Genomic DNA, 17,855 nt, shown 5'->3' on the forward strand with positions numbered 1-17,855 from the left:
GCGACTGAAGTTTCGATGCAGTACCACCCGCAGCCCGCCCCCGGCGTGGCCCGGCCCTGGGCCTTCCCCGCGCCCGAGCGGGGCTCCCTGCCCAACGGCCTCACCGTGCTGCGCTGCCACCGCCCCGGCCAGCAGGTCGTCGCCGTCGAGATCTTCCTCCAAGCCCCGCTGGACGCCGAGCCGGAGGGCCTGGACGGCGTCGCGACGATCATGTCGCGCGCCCTGTCCGAGGGCACCGACAAGCAGAGCGCCGAGGAGTTCGCCGCCGAGCTGGAGCGGTGCGGCGCCACCCTCGACGCGCACGCCGACCACCCCGGCGTCCGGGTCTCCCTGGAGGTCCCGGCCTCCCGGCTGGCCAAGGCGCTCGGCCTGGTCGCCGAGGCGCTGCGGGCTCCGGCCTTCTCCGACAGCGAGGTCGAGCGGCTGGTGAACAACCGGCTGGACGAGATTCCGCACGAGCAGGCCAACCCGGCACGCCGCGCGGCCAAGCAGCTCTCCAAGGAGCTCTTCCCGGCCTCGGCCCGCATGTCGCGCCCCCGCCTGGGCACCGAGGAGACCGTGGCCCGGATCGACGCCGCGGCCGTGCGCGCCTTCTACGACGCGCACATCCGCCCGTCCACCGCGACGGCCGTCGTGGTCGGCGACCTGACCGGCATCGACCTGGACGCGCTGCTCGCCGAAACCCTCGGCGACTGGTCGGGCAACACCGCCCAGGCCCGTCCCTTCCCGCCGATCACCGCCGACGACACCGGCCGGGTGGTGATCGTGGACCGCCCCGGCGCGGTGCAGACGCAGCTGCTCATCGGCCGCATCGGCGCCGACCGCCACGACAGCGTGTGGCCGGCCCAGGTGCTCGGCACGTACTGCCTGGGCGGCACGCTCACTTCCCGGCTCGACCGGGTGCTGCGCGAGGAGAAGGGCTACACCTACGGCGTACGGGCCTTCGCCCAGGTGTTGCGCTCCGGTGCCGTGGACTCCGCCTCCGGCGCGACGGGCGCGGCGATGCTCGCCATCAGCGGCTCCGTGGACACCGAGTCCACCGGTCCGGCGCTGGAGGACCTGTGGAAGGTCCTGCGGACGCTGGCCGCCGAGGGCCTGACGGACGCCGAGCGCGAGACGGCCGTGCAGAACCTCGTGGGCGTCGCCCCGCTGAAGTTCGAGACGGCGGCCTCCGTCGCGAGCACCCTCGCCGACCAGGTCGAGCAGCACCTCCCGGACGACTACCAGGCGACGCTGTACGCCCGCCTCGCCGAGACCGGCACGGTCGAGGCGACCGCGGCCGTGGTCAGCGCCTTCCCGGTGGACCGGCTGGTCACGGTCCTGGTCGGTGACGCCTCGCGCATCGAGGAGCCGGTCAGGGCGCTCGGTATCGGAGAGGTGACGGTCGTCGGCGGCTGACCGCTCACCCCCGCCCGCCGTGCGGGCACACGGGGAGGCTCCGGTGCGTGTGGACGCCACCGGGGCCTCCCTTATGTCTGATTAACCCCAATTGGCGCGCAAAGATCAGATCCGCCCTGTGGGATGCGCTACAAAACCTCCTGTCCGTTTGGTGGCGGGAAGTGCGGCCGCTTAGCGTCGGCTCGGCTGTCCGCCACTCGTATGCCGCATCCGCGACGTACCGGGCAGTCATCGCCGAGTCCCCGTCAGGCGCGAGCCAGGGGAGCCGGGGACCCACGCAGTCCCTGGGGTGAATCGGACGCCCGTGCCTCCCCTGGCCCGCGGCATCCGTAGGAGACCTTCCTGCTCCGAACCCGTCAGCTAACCCGGTAGGCGAGAAGGAAGGAAAGGACCAGCCACCCCATGGCGTTCACCCGTGCCACCGGGAAGCACCGTGCCCCGAGCCGTCTGACGCGTACCGGCGCCAAGGCCGCCGGCGTCGCGACTCTCGCCGCCACCGGCGTCATCGGCTCCCTGGCCTCCCCGGCCCTCGCCGCCGAGGCCGCCCCCGCCGCGGGCGAGACCGGGCTCTCCCAGATCATCTCCATCGAGAACACCCTCGCCGACCGGATCGACGCGCAGGCCGCCGAGCAGCAGCACCAGGCCGACGTCGCCCAGAAGAGGGCGGCGGCCGAGGCGAAGGCGAAGAAGCAGGCCGAGGCCAGGAAGAAGGCCGCCGTGAAGGCCGCCAAGGCGAAGGAGGCGGCCAAGAAGAAGGCGGCCGCCCGCGCCGAGGCCCGCGAAAGCGTCTCCCGCGCCGCGCGCTCCACCGCCCGCACCGCCCTGGGCGCGTCCTACCGGCTCCCCGTCGCCGGCTCCTTCGTGACCACCGGCTACGAGTCGAGCGGCTCGCTGTGGTCCTCCGGCAGCCACTCCGGCATCGACTTCCACGCCGCCTCCGGCAGCTCCGTCGTCGCCGTCGGCGCCGGCACGGTCGTCGAGGCCGGCTGGGGCGGGGCGTACGGCAACAACATCGTGCTCCGGATGACGGACGGCACGTACACCCAGTACGGCCACCTGTCCTCGATCGGTGTCTCCGTGGGCCAGAGCGTCGGCGCCGGTCAGCGGATCGGGCTCTCCGGCTCCACCGGGAACTCCACCGGCCCGCACCTCCACTTCGAGGCCCGCACCACCCCCTCGTACGGCTCCGACATGGACCCGGTCGCCTACCTGCGCGCCCACGGCGTCACCGTCTGACCCGTCGCGGACTCCACGGCGAAGGCCCCGGCACCCCTTCTTGGGTTCAAGGGGCCTTCGCCGTGTCCGCTTCCGATCCCGCCCGTGACCAGAAGATATTCATGAATTACCGCCTGGCATCGGAAACGCGAGCGTATTGCAATAGAGTCACGGCAGAGGTGTCGATCGGCCGCTGTTACGCTCGCCCAGGCGTCCGGCAGTCCCGGCCTCATCGCCCTGCTCACCCAGCTCCGGCACAAGATCGCCTGGATGTACGCGGTCGACCAGCCGGCCCGCCCGGCCGACTCCTGTGCCGAGCACGGCGCCCTCGTGGACGCCGTGGCGCGCGGGGACGCGGAGCGGGCGAGGACCCTGGCCGCGCAGCTCGCCGAGCGGGCGGGCGCCGCGCACCGGCTGCGCCGCCCCGCCCGGCCGGCCACCGTCCCCCGTGTGAGGGATGCGCAACGTGCCGTAAACACCACAGGCGGCCGGAATTAACAAAGGGCACGTACAAAGAAAGAAAGGCGTGCGTAAAAATACGTAAAAGAGGCCGCCCGATTATTCTGTGCGCGCCTCCGCCGCCATTACCCGTACGCGTGCGCGCACGAAAAAGCCGCGGCACCCGGTGAGGGGGGCCGCGGCTTTCCCGTGAGAATGCCGGCGGTCGTGGCCGTGCGGACTCAGACGGTCTCCGGAAGCTCCTCGAGCCCCTCGGCGACCAGCTTGGCCAGACGGTCCAGAGCGGCCTCGGCGTTGTCCGCGTCGGACGCGAGGACGATCTCCTCGCCGCCCTGCGCCCCGAGCCCGAGCACCGCGAGCATGGAGGCCGCGTTCACCGGGTTGCCGTCCGCCTTGGCGATGGTGACGGGAACGCCGGAAGCCGTAGCGGCACGGACGAAGATGGAAGCGGGGCGGGCGTGCAGGCCCTCGGCCCAACCGACGTTGACGCGGCGCTCAGCCATGGTTCTGCCCTTCACGAATCAATGGTTGTCTAGACCAGTCTCTCATGTGGTGCGCGATGCTCCGGGCCGACCCGCGGGCCCTCGCGCGCCCCGCGCCGTAGCGTCGTCCGGACACCCAGACTGCCCCGGCCCCGACACCCCCGCGACCGGTGGGACGGCCGTAGGCTTTGCCCATGCAGCCCTCTCCGGAGCAGAGTCCGCATCACGCCTACCCCGATCACTGGGAGGCGGACGTGGTGCTCCGCGACGGTGGCACCGCGCGGATCAGGCCGATCACCACGGACGACGCCGAACGCCTGGTCAGCTTCTACGAGCAGGTTTCGGACGAGTCGAAGTACTACCGCTTCTTCGCGCCCTACCCCCGGCTCTCGGCGAAGGACGTCCACCGCTTCACCCATCACGACTACGTCGACAGGGTGGGCCTCGCCGTCACGGTGGGCGGCGAGTTCATCGCCACCGTCCGCTACGACCGGATCGACGCGAGCGGCCGGCCCGCCTCGGCCCCCGCCGACGAGGCCGAGGTCGCCTTCCTCGTCCAGGACGCCCACCAGGGCCGCGGCGTGGCCTCGACCCTGCTCGAACACATCGCGGCCGTCGCCCGCGAGCGCGGCATCCGCCGCTTCGCCGCCGAGGTGCTGCCTGCCAACAACAAGATGATCAAGGTGTTCCGGGACGCCGGCTACACCCAGCAGCGCAGCTTCGAGGACGGCTCCGTCCACCTCACCCTGGACCTCGAACCCACCGCCGAGTCCCTGGCCGTCCAGCGCGCCCGGGAACAGCGCGCCGAGGCCCGGTCCGTGCAGCGGCTGCTCGCCCCCGGGTCCGTCGCCGTCATCGGCGCCGGCCGCAACCCCGGCGGCGTCGGCCGCACGGTCCTGCGCAACCTGCTCGGCGCGGGCTTCACCGGCCGTACCTACGCGGTGAACAGCGCCTTCGCCGCCGGCCTGGCCACCATCGACGGGGTCCCCGCACACCGCTCCCTGGGCGAGATCGGCGAACCCGTCGACCTCGCGGTCGTCGCCGTACCCGCCGACCGGGTCCCCGAAGCCGTCGCGGACTGCGGCGAACACGGCGTCCAGGGCCTCGTGGTCCTCTCCGCCGGGTACGCCGAGTGGGGCGCCGAAGGCCGCGAGCGCCAGCGCGAACTGGTGCGCCAGGCCCGTTCGTACGGCATGCGGATCATCGGACCCAACGCCTTCGGCGTCATCAACAACTCCGAAGCGGTCCGGCTCAACGCCTCGCTCGCCCCGGAACGGCCCGCCTCCGGGCGCATCGGCCTGTTCACCCAGTCCGGCGCGATCGGCATCGCCCTGCTCTCCGGCCTCTACCGGCGCGGCGCGGGCCTGTCCACCTTCATCTCGGCCGGCAACCGCGCCGACATCTCCGGAAACGACTTCCTCCAGTACTGGTACGAGGACCCGGACACCGATGTCGCCCTGCTCTACCTGGAGTCGCTCGGCAACCCCCGCAAGTTCACCCGCCTCGCCCGCCGCACCGCCGCCGTGAAGCCGGTGGTCGTGGTCAAGGGCGCCCGGCACAGCGGCTCCACCCCGCCCGGCCACGCCGTCCCGGTCAGCCGCATCCCCGACGCGACGGTCTCCGCGCTGATGCGGCAGGCGGGCGTGATCCGCGTCGACACGGTGACGGAGATGGTCGACGCGGGCCTGCTCCTCGCCGACCAGCCGCTCCCGGCGGGCGGCCGCGTCGCGATCCTCGGCAACTCCGAATCCCTCGGGCTGCTCACGTACGACGCCTGCCTGGCCGAGGGGCTCCGCCCGTGCCCGCCGATCGACCTCACCACCTCCGCGACCCCGCAGGACTTCCGGGACGCGTTGTCGGCGGCGCTGGCCGACGGGGCCTGCGACGCCGTGATCGTGACGGCCATCCCCTGGGTCGGCGAGAACGGCGAGGCGGAGTCGGGCGACGGCGAGGTCCTGGCCACCGCCCTGCACGCGGCGGCCACCGCCGGTCCCGCCAAGCCGGTCGCCGTGGTCCACGTGGAGATCGGCGGCCTGGCGGAGGCGCTGTCCGCCGCCACCAGCACCGTGGCCCAGCAGCGCCCGGCCTCCCAGCCCTTCACCGCGGCGCAGGGAGGCCCCGCGCCGACGCCCGCCACGGACGGCACCGCCCCCGAGGCCCCCGAAGGAACCCGCCCGGTCGGCCGCATCCCGGCCTACCCCGCCGCCGAACGCGCCGTCCGGGCCCTCGCCGAAGCCGTGCGGTACGCCCAGTGGCGGCGCCAGGCCGCGGTGCCCGGCAAGGTGCCCGACTTCCTGGACGACACCATCGACGCGCAGGGCGCCGCCGCCCGCATCGACGCCCTGCTCGGCCAGGACCCCGACCCGCGCGGCCGGCCGCTGGGCCACGACGAGGCCCGCGAACTGCTCGCCTGCTACGGCATCGCCGTGCGCCCCACCCTGCCGGCCCCCGGACCCGAGGAGGCGGTGGCCGCCGCCGGGCGGCTCGGCTACCCGGTGGCACTGAAGACCACCGCCCCCCATCTGCGCCACCGGGCCGACCTCGGCGGCGTACGCCTCGACCTCGACAGCGAGGCCGCACTGCGCCGCGCGTACGGCGACCTGACCGAACTGCTCGGCAAGCCCGCGGAGCTGCGGCCCGTCGTCCAGGCCATGGCCCCGCGCGGCGTCGACACCGTCGTACGGGCCACCATCGACCCGGCCGCGGGCGCCGTCCTCTCCTTCGGCCTGGCGGGCGCGCCCTCCGAACTCCTCGGCGACACCGCCCACCGCCTGGTCCCGGCCACCGACCGGGACGCCGCCGAACTGATCCGGTCCATCCGCGCCGCTCCGGTCCTCTTCGGCTGGCGCGGCTCGGCGCCGGTGGACACCGCCGCGCTGGAGGAGCTGCTGCTGCGGGTCTCCCGGCTGGTCGACGACCACCCCGAAGTGGTCTCCATCGCCCTGGAGCCCGTCGTGGTCTCGCCCCAGGGGCTCTCCGTCCTCGGGGCGAGCGTCCGCCTCTCGCCGCCCCCGGCCCGGAACGACCTCGGCCCGCGCCGCCTGTCCAACTACTGACCGGGACCGACTGGAGACCGGCTGGACCCGGCCCGCACGGGGGCGCCGCGGCGTCCCCGGCAGCCATCCGTCCCCCGTAGGATGGTCCCCATGGCTAAGACCGGTACGACCACCCAGGGGCTGCGCGCGGCGATCGAGCGCAGCGGCTACTACCCGGCCCTCGTGGCCGAGGCGGTGGAGGCCGCCGTGGGCGGTGAGCCGGTCTCTTCGTACCTGGTGCACCAGGAGACGACGTTCGACTCCAACGAGGTGCGCCGGCACGTCACGGTCCTGGTGCTCACGGACACCCGCTTCATCGTCAGCCACACCGACGAGCAGAACGCCGACACCACCTCCCCCTCGCCGTACGCCACCACCTCCACCGAGTCGGTCAAGCTCGACCGGATCTCCTCGGTCGTGGTCAGCCGGGTCGTCGCCAACCCGGAGAAGTACGTCCCGGGCACGCTGCCCCGCGAGGTCGTCCTGACCATCGGCTGGGGCGCGGTCTCCCGGATCGACCTGGAGCCCGCCGCCTGCGGCGACCCCAACTGCGAGGCCGACCACGGCTACACCGGCAGCTCCACCGCCGACGACCTGAGCCTGCGGGTCAGCGAGGCCGGCGACGGCCCGGACACCGTGCGCCAGACCCTCGCCTTCGCCCAGGCGCTCTCCGAGGCCACGGCCGTGACCGCGGCGGCCGGCCGCTGATGGACCAGCCGGCCTGGCAGGACCCCGTCCTGCTGCCCGTCGACTCGGCCCCCGTCCCGGAGTACGGCAGCGGCTCGCTCGCCGATCTGCTGCCGACGCTCCTCGCGGGCCAGGAAGTGCCCGGCTTCACCGCCGCGATCGGTGAGCTCACCCCCGCCGACCGCAACTGCGTCTTCCTGATCGACGGCCTCGGCTGGGAGCAGATCAAGGCCCACCCCGACGAGGCCCCGTTCCTGCACTCCCTGCTGCCCACCTCGCGCGGCGGCACGGGGAGCCCGATCACCGCAGGCTTCCCGGCCACCACCGCGACCTCGCTGGCCTCGGTCGGCACCGGGCTGCCCCCCGGCGAGCACGGCCTTCCCGGCTACACGGTCCGCAACCCGGAGACCGGCGAGCTGATGAACCAGCTCCGCTGGAACCCGTGGACCCCGCCGAAGGCGTGGCAGCCCTATCCCACCGTCTTCCAGCTCGCCGACGCGGCCGGAGTCCGTACCGCCCAGGTCTCCGCACCCGCCTTCGAGCAGACCCCGCTGACCAAGGTCGCGCTCAGCGGCGGCTCGTTCCTCGGCCGGCTCACCGGCGAGGAGCGGATGGACACCGCCGCCGAGCGGCTGGCCGCGGGCGACCGCTCGCTCGTCTACACGTACTACAGCGAGGTCGACGGCAAGGGGCACCGCTTCGGCACCGACTCGGACGCCTGGCGCGGACAGCTGATGTACGTCGACGGGCTGGCCCGGCGGCTGGCCGAGCAGCTTCCGCCGCGCTCCGCGCTCTACGTCACCGCCGACCACGGGATGATCGACATCCCGTTCGACGAGCAGTCCCGGATCGACTTCGACGAGGACTGGGAGCTGAGCGCGGGCGTCGCGCTGCTCGGCGGCGAGGGCCGCGCCCGGCACGTGTACGCGGTCCCGGGCGCCGAGTCGGACGTGCTCGCCGTGTGGCGCGAGGTGCTGGGCGAGCAGTTCTGGGTGGCGAGCCGGGACGAGGCCGTCGCGGCGGGCTGGTTCGGCCCCCGGATCGACGAGCGGGTGTACGGCAGGATCGGCGACGTGGTCGCCGCGGCCCACGACGACGTGGTGATCACCGCCTCCCGCAACGAGCCGAACGAGTCGGCCATGGTCGGCATGCACGGTTCGATGACCCCCGTCGAGCAGCTCGTCCCGCTCCTGGAAGTACGCTCGTAGCCCTGCCGTTCCGCCCCGCCCGCCCGCTCCGCCCGTCCCGAAAGGTGCTCAACCCCTCATGCCCGAGCTTGTGTTCTTCTCCGGAACGATGGACTGCGGAAAGAGCACGCTGGCCCTTCAGATCGGCCACAACCGCTCGGCCCGGGGCCTGCAGGGCGTGATCTTCACCCGGGACGACCGGGCGGGGGAGGGGAAGCTGTCCTCCCGGCTGGGCCTGGTGACGGAGGCGGTCGAGGCGGACGAGGGCATGGACCTGTACGCCTACCTGGTCGCCCAGCTGTCCAAGGGCGCCCGGGTCGACTACGTGATCGTGGACGAGGCGCAGTTCCTGGCACCCGCCCAGATCGACCAGCTGGCCCGGGTCGTGGACGACCTGGAGATGGACGTCTTCGCGTTCGGCATCACGACGGACTTCCGCACCAGGCTGTTCCCCGGCTCGCAGCGGCTGGTCGAGCTGGCCGACCGGATAGAAGCCCTCCAGGTGGAGGCCCTGTGCTGGTGCGGGGCCCGCGCCACCCACAACGCGCGGACGATAGACGGCGAGATGGTCGTCGAGGGCGCGCAGGTCGTCGTCGGCGACGTGAACCGCACGGCGGGCGAGGTCGGTTACGAGGTGCTCTGCCGCCGTCACCACCGCCGCCGCATGACTGCCGCGTCCGCGCAGGCGGGCGCGCTCTCCCCGGACGTCCTGCCGGTCTCCTCCGCCTGATCCCGGTCCGACGGCGGTCGCCCGCTCAGCCGGCCGCCCGCAGCGGGCATCCGGAGCCGACGCGCGCGGCGAGGTCGGCCCGCAGGGCGGCGAGGTCCGCCATCCGCGCGTCGACCAACGCGGTCTTCTCCTCGAACAGCGCGGACAGGGCCTCGGCGCTGTCGGGTGCGTCGCGCAGTTCCTCACCGGTGCGCGCGATCTCGGCCTACGCGCGAGCGCGTGGTAAGACCTCGTCGTCACCGCCGGGTCCGCCACCCCGTGGACGTACACGCTGGTCCACACCGCGCTGTCCCGGCCCGGTGACGCGATCGGGGCGGGCGCCCTGCCCGCCCTCGACCCGATAGAAACCCTCTACGCGAACCTGATGGGTTCGGTGGTGGCCGTCTGGGCGCTTTTGAGGATCGTCCGGCCACTGCCGGTGCACGGCCTGTACGACGGCCTCGCGCGCACGCTGTTCGCCCTGTGGCAGGCGTACGCGCCGGCCCACGGCGGCCCCGTACTGGCTCTGGCTGTTCATGGTGGCCGAAGTGGCCTTCGGCGCCGTCCAGCTCGTGCCCTGGCGCTGGGTGCGCACCCCCGTCAGCTCGCCGCCGACCGCTGGATCGTGAACACCGCGCCCTCCGGGTCCGCGACCGTCGCCACTCTGCCGCTCGGACTCTCTCTCGGGGGGCTCAGGAGCTGCCCGCCGAGCTCCGCGACCTGGCGTGCTGCCTCGTCGGTGTCGGCCACCTCGAAATACGTCATCCAGTGCGGGCCCCGGTCGCGCAGCAGGGCATGGCCGACGCCGTGCAGCGAGGCCACCGGGCGGCCTTCGAGGTGCAGGGTCTGGTAGTCGAAGTCGGCCGAGACGACGGCCTTGGCCTCGTAGCCGAAGACCGCCTGGTAGAACTTGGCGACCGTCGACGTCTCCCGGGTCACCAGCTCGTTCCAGACGGGCGTGCCGGGCGCCCCGGCCAGCGAGGTGCCCAGGTGCTGGGCCGCCTGCCAGATCCCGAAGACGGCGCCGCCCGGGTCGGACGCGATGGCCACCCGGCCCGCCTCGCCCGCGTCGAGCGGACCGACGCCGACCGTGCCGCCGCAGGCCCGGATCGACTCCGCCGTCTGATCGGCGTCGTCGGTGGCCAGATAGGTCGTCCAGGCGATCGGGAGGTGCCGGTCGGGCGGCAGCTGGCCGATGCCCGCGACCTCCTTCCCGTCGATCAGCGCCCGCACGTACGGGCCGAGCTGCTCGGGGCCGGGCCCGAACTCCCAGCCGAAAAGCTCGGCGTAGAAGTTCTGGGTCGTGCGCAGGCCGTGCACGATCAGACTCACCCAGCAAGGTGTTCCAGGTGTACGCCGGGCGGCAGCCTCGGTCATCGTCACTCTCCTCGGACCATCGTGGTGGCCGTACGGGGGAACGGGGCGCGCGCGCCGTGGTGCGGTGCGACCGGTGTACGCCCCGTGCAGATGTTGGCACCACCGGGCGCGGGATGCGCTCCGGCCGCGCCGTCCGTTCCGGGATCTCGACGCCGGTAGCCCGGTTTGCGGCGGTATGGGAACCTCGCCGCTGTTACGGACGGCCGGGCGTCTGCGCGAGGATGGCACGCATGAAGCCCATCATCTCCGCATCCGAATGTGCGAGCGAACTGGCGGGGCCACATCCGCCGGTGCTCCTGGACGTACGTTGGCAGCTGGGCGGCCCGCACGGCCGCCCCGACTACGAGGCGGGGCACATCCCCGGCGCGGTCTTCGTCGACCTCGACACCGAGCTGGCCGGGCCGGCGGGCGACGGAGGCCGCCACCCGCTGCCCGACCCGGCGGAGTTCGGCGCCGTGATGCGCCGCGCCGGAGTCCGTGCGGGCGCTCCGGTGGTCGTCTACGACGGCGGCCAGGGCTGGGCCGCGGCCCGCGCCTGGTGGCTGCTGCGCTGGGCGGGGCACCACGACGTCCGGCTGCTGGACGGCGGTCTGGCCGCCTGGACGGGGGAGCTGTCGAAGCAGACCCCGCAACCCGAGGAGGGCGATTTCGTGCCGGCGCCGGGGGCGCTGCCGCTGCTCGACGCGGACGGCGCCGCCGCCCTGGCCCGCTCGGGCGTGCTGCTCGACGCGCGGGCGGCCGAGCGCTACCGGGGCGATGTGGAGCCCATCGACCGGGTCGGCGGACACATCCCCGGCGCGGTCTCGGCCCCGACCGGCGAGAACGTGGACGCGGACGGACGCTTCCTGAGCCCCGAGCGCCTGGCCGCCCGGTTCGCCGGGCTGGGCGTGGGCGACGCCACCGAGGTCGGCGTCTACTGCGGCTCGGGCGTCTCCGCGGCCCAGCAGGTGCTGGCCCTGGAGCTGGCCGGTCACCGGGCCGCCCTCTTCGCGGGCTCCTGGTCGCAGTGGTCCGGCGACGCCTCGCGCCCGGTCGCCACCGGCCCCGAGCCCCGGTAAGGGGGCCTCCCCGCAGAACCGGCGCGGCCGGTCGCGTCCGTACGGCGCACGGGGGCCCGTACGCGGCTGCGTACGGGCCCCCGTCACGACCCCTGTTCCTTCTTCTCAGTCCTGCTTCTTGCGGCGCGTGCCGAAGACGATCTCGTCCCAGCTCGGCACCGCCGCCCGGCGCCCGGGCCGGACCCCGTCCGCCTCCGCCTGCCGGTCCGTCGTCCCGGTCAGCCGGTCGCGGTGGCCGGCGACCGCGCGCGGCATCAGGACGTCCGCGTACGCGGAGCCCGCGCCCGCCGAAGCGGCCGGCGGCTCCTCCGCCTCCGGCTCCTGCGCGGCCGGCTCGATGGCCGACGGCTCGGGCTGCGACGGCCGTTCCGGTACGACCATGTCGCCGCGGAAGCTCGGAACCGCCTCCAGCAGGCTGGTGAGCGAATCGCGCTCGCTCGCGGTCACCCCGCCGATCCGCTCCTCCGGCTCCGGGGGCGGCGGCGGGGCCGGGCGCTCGATCTGCCGGTCCAGCGCGCGGTCCAGCGGCCGGTCGCGCGGCAGCCGGGCGATCCGGGGGACGAACGGGAAGCTGGGCTCGGGCGCCGCGACCTCGTCCGTCTCGCCGATCAGCGAACGCGCCTCGTCGTCCACGGCCTGGACCAGCCGGCGCGGCGGGTCGTACGTCCAGCTCGCCGAGTGCGGCTCACCGGCGACCCGGTACACCAGGAGGACCTCCCAGGTGCCGTCGTCGCGGCGCCAGGAGTCCCACTGGACGGTTTCCTTGTCGGCGCCGCGCAGCAGCAGCCGCTCCTGCACCGCCTCGCCGAGCTGGGGGCCGGTGTTCTCGCCGGGACGGCGCACAGGAGTCTTCCGGGCCCGCTCGGCCATGAAGGCGCGCTCTGCGAGGACGGGGCCCTCGAAGCGGCGGACACGGTCGACGGGGATCCCGGCGAACTGGGCGACCTCCTCCGCGGAGGCGCCGGCTCGTATCCGGGCCTGGATGTCGCGGGGGCGGAGGTGGCTCTCCACCTCGATCTCGATCTGGCCGAGCCGGGCGCGGTCGTTGCGCACGGCGGCTCGCAGCCGCTCGTCGATCGGAAGCGTGTACTCCGTGCTGTCCGCAGCCTTGAGCACCAGTCGTGTGCCGTCGTTGGAGACGGCCACGACACGCAGTTCGGGCATGGGGACCTCCCGGGTGGTGCCTGCCGACGTCACGTGCGTCGCTGCTTCCGCTAGTCGAGTGTGGCCTGCCCGGGTGCAGCCTGCCACAACATTGCCGTGTTGCCCGGCGTGTCGGGCGTGAGCCCTTGCTCGCCGGTATGCCACGGTGGCCTGTGCGCAACGCAAAGTGACCGATGGTCACTCCGTGTAGCTGGCCGCCGTGCGATGCCGTGCGCCGCCGGATCGAGTGCCTCCTTCGGCCCCCTCCCGAAGGTCCCGGACGCCCACGTGGGAGTCCGGCCCCAGGGCTCGCCACAGTACTCCATTCGGGCCATGTGGGTGGACCGCCGCGCCGTCGAAGTTCTCCTCGGGTGCGGGAGTTGACCTACCCGTCCGGACGTCGATCGCCCCTGTTCCGTGTCGTGCTTCACACAATCCGCGCAACCGGAACTTTCGGCTTCGTTCGCATGTCCCTAGTTGGTGCATGGTGGGAGAGATGTCAATCAAGGGCTGGAAATGGTGCAGAAGCCGGAAAGCGACGCAGAACCCGAGGGAAAGAGGATCGATCTGAGCCTGCCCCAGGTCGCGGGCAGTGCGGTCGCGGCGGTGGCGGCGGCCGTGGCGGCTTCCCAGCTGGGCGTGTACGGAACCATCGCCGGGGCCGGCGTCATGAGCATCGTGGCCACCTGCGGCGGCTCGGTGTTCCAGCACTTCTTCCGCCGTACGGGTGAGCAGATCCGCGAGGTCACCGTTCAGGTGAAGCACCCGGGCCGCGAGGTGACGGTCCACACCCGCACAACGGCTGCGCGGCGGCCCGCCGGGGCGTCCGAGGACGACACCGCCCTGCCGGCGGCGGCGGACGACGCGACCAGGGTCCTGCGCCGGGTGGAGGCGGACGGGACGACCGTCCTGCGCCGCGTGGACGCGGACGGGACGGTCCTTCTGCCCAGGCACGACGCCACCACCGTCCTGCGGCAGGTGCCGGCCGGCCCCGGAAGCGACGAGGAGTTCTCCGAGGCGACCACGCACGGCACCCGGCTGCGCGGCTGGAAGCGCTCGGCGATCGGCGCGGCGCTGGTGTTCGTGGTCTCGATGGCCGGCATCACCACGTTCGAGCTGATCTCCGGCAACGACCTGAGCGGCGGCCGGGGCACGACAGTCGGCTCCGTCGTACGCGGCGAGCGCGACGCGGGACCGTCCACCCCCGCCCCTGCCGACAGCGCCGACCCGGACCAGGAGGGCACGGCTCCGGCCCAGCGGGACGACGGCTCGACGAGCCCGGGCACCGGCGGCCGGGACGAGCAGGGCAGCACCGGCCCGCAGCCCGACGGCTCCTCGCAGGGCCCGGCCCCCACGCCCACCCCCTCGTCCCCGGCGGGCAGCGGCGTCGAGCCGTCGCCCACACCCACCCCGGGCACCACGGACGACGGGCAGGGCACGACGCCCGGCCCGGAGGCCACGGACGGCGTTCCCGCGCCGGACGGCACCGGCACGGGGGAGTGAGCCCCGGCCTCCGGATCAGTCGCCCAGGACCCGGCGCAGGTAGTCGTTGGCGAACAGGCGGTCCGGGTCCAGCCGGTCCCGTACGGCGGTGAACTCGCCGAAGCGCGGGTACACCCCGGAGAGGTACGCGGCGTCGCGGGTGTTGATCTTGCCCCAGTGCGGGCGGCCGCCGTGCGCGGTCATGATCCGCTCGACCGCCGTGAAGTACGCCTGGTAGGGCGTGCCCCGGTACAGATGGACGGCGATGTACGCGCTCTCCCGGCCCGAGGCCGTCGAGAGCGCGATGTCGTCGGCCGGGGCGGTCCGCACCTCCACGGGGAAGCTGACCCGCAGCGGCGAGCGGTCGACCATCGCCCGGACCTCGCGCAACGCCTCGACGGCGGCCTCGCGCGGCAGCGCGTACTCCATCTCCACGAACCGCACCCGGCGCGGGCTGGTGAACACCTTGTACGGGATGTCGGTGTACGTACGCGCCGACAGGGCCCGGCTGGAGAGCTTGGCGATCGAGGGGATCGTGGCGGGCACCGCCCGGCCGAGCGAGCAGGCGACCTGGAAGACGCCGTTGGACAGCAGCTCGTCCTCGATCCAGCCGCTGACCCTTCCGGGCGGGGCGGCGGGGCCCGCGCTGCGGTTGTTGCGCTTGGTGTTGCAGTTCCCGGTGTGCGGGAACCAGTAGAACTCGAAGTGCTCGTTCTCGGCCACCAGCTGGTCGAAGTCCGCCGTGACCTTGTCGAAGGGCATCGGCTCCTCGCGGGCGGTCAGCAGGAAGACCGGCTCCACGGCGCAGGTGATCGCCGTGATGACGCCCAGCGCGCCGAGCCCGATCCGGGCGACCGCGAAGACGTCGGGGTTCTCGGTCTTGGAACAGGTCAGGACCCTGCCGTCCGCGGTGACCAGCTCCAGGGCGCGTATCTGCGCCGATATGGACGCCGAGTCGCGGCCGGTGCCGTGCGTGCCGGTGGAGGTGGCCCCGGCGACCGTCTGCTCCATGATGTCGCCCATGTTGGTGAGCGAGAGGCCCTCGCGGGCCAGCGCGGTGTTGAGCCGCTTCAGCGGGGTACCGGCCTCGACCGTCACCGTCATCGCCGTGCGGTCGATCTCGCGGATGCCCGTCAGCAGATCGGGCCGGATCAGCAGCCCGTCGGTGGCCGCGGTCGCGGTGAAGGAGTGGCCGGTACCGGCCGGCTTCACCCGCAGCCCGTCCTCGGACGCCCTGCGCAGCGCCTCGGCCAACTCGTCCACGGACGCGGGGGACACGGTCCGTGCGGGGCGGGCGGTGACGTTCCCCGCCCAGTTGCGCCACGGGCTCGTCGCCGTCCGTGCGTAGGTCTCGGTCATCTTCCCCGCGCCCTTCCCTAGGAACCGGCCCAGGGCCGGTGGTGCCCCGGACGGAACGACGGGTTACCGGCCGGTTGGAGGGGGATCATACTCACGGCCCCCGGACACACGTCCGGCGCCCGTCACAGCCCTCGCGCGGCCCGGCCGAGGACCCGGTCCGGATGTCGGTGGGACCGGCGGCAGGCGCGGGTGGCAGGATCGATGCCATGTCCGATCTGCGCGATCCCGCCCCCTACGACGCCCTGCTGCTGCTCTCCTTCGGCGGCCCCGAAGGCCCGGACGACGTGGTCCCGTTCCTCGCGAACGTGACCCGCGGCCGGGGAATCCCCGAGGAGCGGCTCAAGGAGGTCGGCAAGCACTACTTCCTGTTCGGGGGCGTCAGCCCGATCAACGCCCAGAACAGGGCCCTGCTCGACGCGCTGCGCAAGGACTTCTCCGAGCACGGGCTTGATCTGCCGGTGTACTGGGGCAATCGCAACTGGGCCCCGTACCTCACCGACACACTGCGCGAGATGGTCACCGACGGCCGCCGCCGCATCGCCGTCCTGGCGACCAGCGCCTACGCCTCGTACTCCGGCTGCCGGCAGTACCGCGAGAACCTCGCCGAGTCGCTGGCCGCCCTGGAGGCCGAGGGTCTTCCCGTGCCGCGCGTGGACAAACTGCGGCACTACTTCAACCACCCCGGTTTCGTGGAGCCCATGGTGGAGGGCGTCCTCGCCTCGCTGGCGGACCTGCCCGACGACGTGCGCACGGGAGCGCACCTGGCCTTCACCACGCACTCCATCCCCCTCTCGGCGGCCGACACCTCCGGCCCCGTGGAGGCGCACGGCGACGGCGGCGCCTATGTCGCCGAGCACCTGGACGTCGCCCGGCTGATCGTCGACGCGGTGCGCGAGCGCACCGGTGTGGCGTACCCCTGGCAGCTCGTCTACCAGTCGCGCAGCGGCGCCCCGCACATCCCCTGGCTGGAACCCGACATCTGCGACCACCTCGAAGCGCTCCACGGCGAGGGCGTGCCGGCCGTGGTGATGGCGCCCATCGGCTTCGTGTCGGACCACATGGAGGTCCTGTACGACCTCGACACCGAGGCCACCGCCAAGGCCGCGGAGCTCGGCCTGCCGGTGCGCCGGTCCGCCACGGTCGGCGCCGACCCGAGGTTCGCCGCGGCCGTGCGCGACCTCGTCCTCGAACGGGCCGCCGCCGAACAGGGCCCCCCGCCGCAGCGGTGCGCGCTCGGCACGCTCGGCGCGAGCCACGACCTGTGCCCGGTGGGCTGCTGCCCGGCCCGGGCCCCCGAGCCCGCCGCCGCGGGCGCCGACAGCCCCTACGCGTAGTAGTGACCGACCCCGCCCTTCTCACCCCTTTGGGAGCGCCGTGACCGACCCCCTCGACGTGTCGTACTCACTGCTCGATCTCGCCATGGAAGCCGCGGAGCTGGCCGGCCGGCTGCTGCGCGACGGGCGCCCCGCCCACCTCGGCGTTGCCGCGACCAAGTCCAGCCCGGTGGACGTCGTCACCGAGATGGACATCGCCGCCGAGAAGCTGATCACCGGATACCTGGCCGAGCGCCGCCCCTACGACGGCTTCCTCGGCGAGGAGGGCGCCACCGCCGAGGGCAGGAGCGGCGTGCGCTGGGTGATCGACCCGCTCGACGGCACGGTGAACTATCTCTACGGGCTGCCGACCTGGGCCGTCTCCATCGGCGTGGAACTGCACGGCGAGCGGGTCGCCGGGGTGGTGGCGGCCCCGATGCGCGGCGAGACGTACCACGCGGTGCGCGGCGGCGGCGCGTACGTCACCGGCGGGGCGTACGGGGACGACCCGGTCAGGCTGCGCTGCCGCCCCGCCGCGCCACTGGACGAGGCACTGGTGTCGACCGGCTTCAACTACGTCGCGAGCGTCCGGACGCACCAGGCCGAGGTGGCGCGCGAGCTGATCCCGAGGCTGCGCGACATCCGGCGCGGCGGCTCGGCCGCGATCGACCTCTGCGACGTGGCCGCGGGCCGGCTCGACGGCTACTACGAGCGCGGCCTGCACCCGTGGGACCTGGCCGCGGGCGACCTCATCGCCCGGGAGGCGGGCGCCCGCACCGGGGGACGCCCCGGCGTCCCCGCAGGCGGGGACCTGACGGTGGCCGCGTCCCCCGGCGTCTTCGAACCCCTCCAGACCCTCCTGGAGGAGCTGGGCGCCTGGCACGACTGACCCCTGGCGCGTCAGGGGGCACCTGCACGCCCCCTGACGGGCCCCGGGCACCACGAGGGCCC

The 17,855-nt window shown here is 73.6% G+C and carries 14 protein-coding genes, 3 pseudogenes and 1 riboswitch; of the genes and pseudogenes, 12 read left to right on the top strand and 5 right to left on the bottom strand.

Translation table 11 applies throughout. The annotated features are described in order from the left end of the window. Positions 1-15: 15 nt before the first annotated feature. The 3 genes and pseudogenes from E6R18_RS04275 to E6R18_RS04285 all read left to right on the top strand — a co-directional run. A complete protein-coding gene (locus E6R18_RS04275) occupies positions 16-1,398 on the top strand; it encodes a pitrilysin family protein (RefSeq protein WP_136315573.1) in 1,383 nt (460 codons plus the stop codon). Positions 1,399-1,620: 222 nt separating this feature from the next. Next, positions 1,621-1,787: riboswitch (cyclic di-AMP (ydaO/yuaA leader) on the top strand. A 13-nt stretch (positions 1,788-1,800) separates the two neighbouring features. Continuing rightward, entirely contained in the window at positions 1,801-2,634 is an 834-nt protein-coding gene (locus E6R18_RS04280; RefSeq protein ID WP_136315479.1) for a M23 family metallopeptidase, read from the top strand. A 177-nt stretch (positions 2,635-2,811) separates the two neighbouring features. Further along, positions 2,812-3,111: pseudogene (locus E6R18_RS04285) on the top strand (FCD domain-containing protein); the annotation flags it as partial. Positions 3,112-3,293: 182 nt separating this feature from the next. Here E6R18_RS04285 and E6R18_RS04290 read toward each other — a convergent pair. Next, positions 3,294-3,575, bottom strand: coding sequence for an HPr family phosphocarrier protein (locus tag E6R18_RS04290; RefSeq protein ID WP_018105371.1), 282 nt, complete (start codon positions 3,573-3,575; stop codon positions 3,294-3,296). A 173-nt stretch (positions 3,576-3,748) separates the two neighbouring features. On the opposite strand from E6R18_RS04290, the gene E6R18_RS04300 reads away from it, so the two are divergent. The 4 genes from E6R18_RS04300 to E6R18_RS04315 all read left to right on the top strand — a co-directional run bounded on the left by E6R18_RS04300 (position 3,749) and on the right by E6R18_RS04315 (position 9,193). Next, positions 3,749-6,610 carry a bifunctional GNAT family N-acetyltransferase/acetate--CoA ligase family protein gene (locus E6R18_RS04300; protein WP_136315480.1) on the top strand — a complete coding sequence of 954 codons (2,862 nt, stop codon included), beginning with the start codon at positions 3,749-3,751 and terminating at the stop codon, positions 6,608-6,610. 90 nt (positions 6,611-6,700) lie between these two features. Continuing rightward, positions 6,701-7,297, top strand: coding sequence for a DUF5998 family protein (locus E6R18_RS04305; RefSeq protein WP_136315481.1), 597 nt, complete (start codon positions 6,701-6,703; stop codon positions 7,295-7,297). Then, positions 7,297-8,484 carry a nucleotide pyrophosphatase/phosphodiesterase family protein gene (locus E6R18_RS04310; RefSeq protein ID WP_136315482.1) on the top strand — a complete coding sequence of 396 codons (1,188 nt, stop codon included), beginning with the start codon at positions 7,297-7,299 and terminating at the stop codon, positions 8,482-8,484. The genes E6R18_RS04305 and E6R18_RS04310 overlap by 1 nt, the downstream gene beginning before the upstream one ends. Positions 8,485-8,542: 58 nt before the next feature. Beyond that, entirely contained in the window at positions 8,543-9,193 is a 651-nt protein-coding gene (locus tag E6R18_RS04315) for a thymidine kinase (protein WP_136315483.1), read from the top strand. Between the two features lie 25 nt (positions 9,194-9,218). Here E6R18_RS04315 and E6R18_RS04320 read toward each other — a convergent pair. After that, a pseudogene (locus E6R18_RS04320) lies at positions 9,219-9,398 on the bottom strand (MerR family transcriptional regulator); the annotation flags it as partial. Here E6R18_RS04320 and E6R18_RS34650 point away from each other — a divergent pair. Continuing rightward, positions 9,399-9,801: pseudogene (locus E6R18_RS34650) on the top strand (hypothetical protein); the annotation flags it as partial. Here the strand turns inward: E6R18_RS34650 and E6R18_RS04330 are convergent. After that, the gene (locus E6R18_RS04330) at positions 9,773-10,549 is read right to left on the bottom strand and encodes a VOC family protein (protein ID WP_206308213.1); all 777 of its coding nucleotides are present in this window, start codon (positions 10,547-10,549) and stop codon (positions 9,773-9,775) included. The pseudogene E6R18_RS34650 and the gene E6R18_RS04330 overlap by 29 nt on opposite strands. Positions 10,550-10,779: 230 nt before the next feature. Here E6R18_RS04330 and E6R18_RS04335 point away from each other — a divergent pair, with 230 nt between their 5' ends. After that, the gene (locus E6R18_RS04335; protein WP_136315485.1) at positions 10,780-11,607 is read left to right on the top strand and encodes a sulfurtransferase; all 828 of its coding nucleotides are present in this window, start codon (positions 10,780-10,782) and stop codon (positions 11,605-11,607) included. A gap of 105 nt (positions 11,608-11,712) precedes the next feature. Here the strand turns inward: E6R18_RS04335 and sepH are convergent, their stop codons facing one another. Further along, positions 11,713-12,771, bottom strand: a complete 1,059-nt coding sequence (gene sepH / locus E6R18_RS04340) for a septation protein SepH (protein ID WP_136315486.1) — start codon at positions 12,769-12,771, stop codon at positions 11,713-11,715. Positions 12,772-13,266: 495 nt separating this feature from the next. Between sepH and E6R18_RS04345 the strand changes: the two genes are divergently transcribed. Continuing rightward, positions 13,267-14,253, top strand: coding sequence for a hypothetical protein (locus tag E6R18_RS04345; RefSeq protein ID WP_136315487.1), 987 nt, complete (start codon positions 13,267-13,269; stop codon positions 14,251-14,253). A gap of 15 nt (positions 14,254-14,268) precedes the next feature. Here E6R18_RS04345 and E6R18_RS04350 read toward each other — a convergent pair whose 3' ends face one another. Then, a complete protein-coding gene (locus tag E6R18_RS04350; RefSeq protein ID WP_136315488.1) occupies positions 14,269-15,591 on the bottom strand; it encodes a D-arabinono-1,4-lactone oxidase in 1,323 nt (440 codons plus the stop codon). A 206-nt stretch (positions 15,592-15,797) separates the two neighbouring features. Here E6R18_RS04350 and E6R18_RS04355 point away from each other — a divergent pair, with 206 nt between their 5' ends. Beyond that, entirely contained in the window at positions 15,798-16,925 is a 1,128-nt protein-coding gene (locus tag E6R18_RS04355) for a ferrochelatase (protein ID WP_136315489.1), read from the top strand. A gap of 85 nt (positions 16,926-17,010) precedes the next feature. Beyond that, positions 17,011-17,793, top strand: coding sequence for an inositol monophosphatase (locus tag E6R18_RS04360; protein ID WP_240799592.1), 783 nt, complete (start codon positions 17,011-17,013; stop codon positions 17,791-17,793). The last annotated feature ends 62 nt before the right edge of the window (positions 17,794-17,855 follow it).

The organism is Streptomyces sp. A1277, assembly GCF_004795015.1.
In the GTDB taxonomy this organism is placed as follows: domain Bacteria; phylum Actinomycetota; class Actinomycetes; order Streptomycetales; family Streptomycetaceae; genus Streptomyces.

Coding starts and splice junctions, on each gene's coding strand:
- E6R18_RS04275 (WP_136315573.1), top strand. CDS start 16: ATGCAGTACCACCCGCAGCCCGCCCCCGGCGTGGCCCGGCCCTGGGCC.
- E6R18_RS04280 (WP_136315479.1), top strand. CDS start 1,801: ATGGCGTTCACCCGTGCCACCGGGAAGCACCGTGCCCCGAGCCGTCTG.
- E6R18_RS04290 (WP_018105371.1), bottom strand. CDS start 3,575: ATGGCTGAGCGCCGCGTCAACGTCGGTTGGGCCGAGGGCCTGCACGCC.
- E6R18_RS04300 (WP_136315480.1), top strand. CDS start 3,749: ATGCAGCCCTCTCCGGAGCAGAGTCCGCATCACGCCTACCCCGATCAC.
- E6R18_RS04305 (WP_136315481.1), top strand. CDS start 6,701: ATGGCTAAGACCGGTACGACCACCCAGGGGCTGCGCGCGGCGATCGAG.
- E6R18_RS04310 (WP_136315482.1), top strand. CDS start 7,297: ATGGACCAGCCGGCCTGGCAGGACCCCGTCCTGCTGCCCGTCGACTCG.
- E6R18_RS04315 (WP_136315483.1), top strand. CDS start 8,543: ATGCCCGAGCTTGTGTTCTTCTCCGGAACGATGGACTGCGGAAAGAGC.
- E6R18_RS04330 (WP_206308213.1), bottom strand. CDS start 10,549: ATGACCGAGGCTGCCGCCCGGCGTACACCTGGAACACCTTGCTGGGTG.
- E6R18_RS04335 (WP_136315485.1), top strand. CDS start 10,780: ATGAAGCCCATCATCTCCGCATCCGAATGTGCGAGCGAACTGGCGGGG.
- sepH (WP_136315486.1), bottom strand. CDS start 12,771: ATGCCCGAACTGCGTGTCGTGGCCGTCTCCAACGACGGCACACGACTG.
- E6R18_RS04345 (WP_136315487.1), top strand. CDS start 13,267: ATGGTGCAGAAGCCGGAAAGCGACGCAGAACCCGAGGGAAAGAGGATC.
- E6R18_RS04350 (WP_136315488.1), bottom strand. CDS start 15,591: ATGACCGAGACCTACGCACGGACGGCGACGAGCCCGTGGCGCAACTGG.
- E6R18_RS04355 (WP_136315489.1), top strand. CDS start 15,798: ATGTCCGATCTGCGCGATCCCGCCCCCTACGACGCCCTGCTGCTGCTC.
- E6R18_RS04360 (WP_240799592.1), top strand. CDS start 17,011: ATGGAAGCCGCGGAGCTGGCCGGCCGGCTGCTGCGCGACGGGCGCCCC.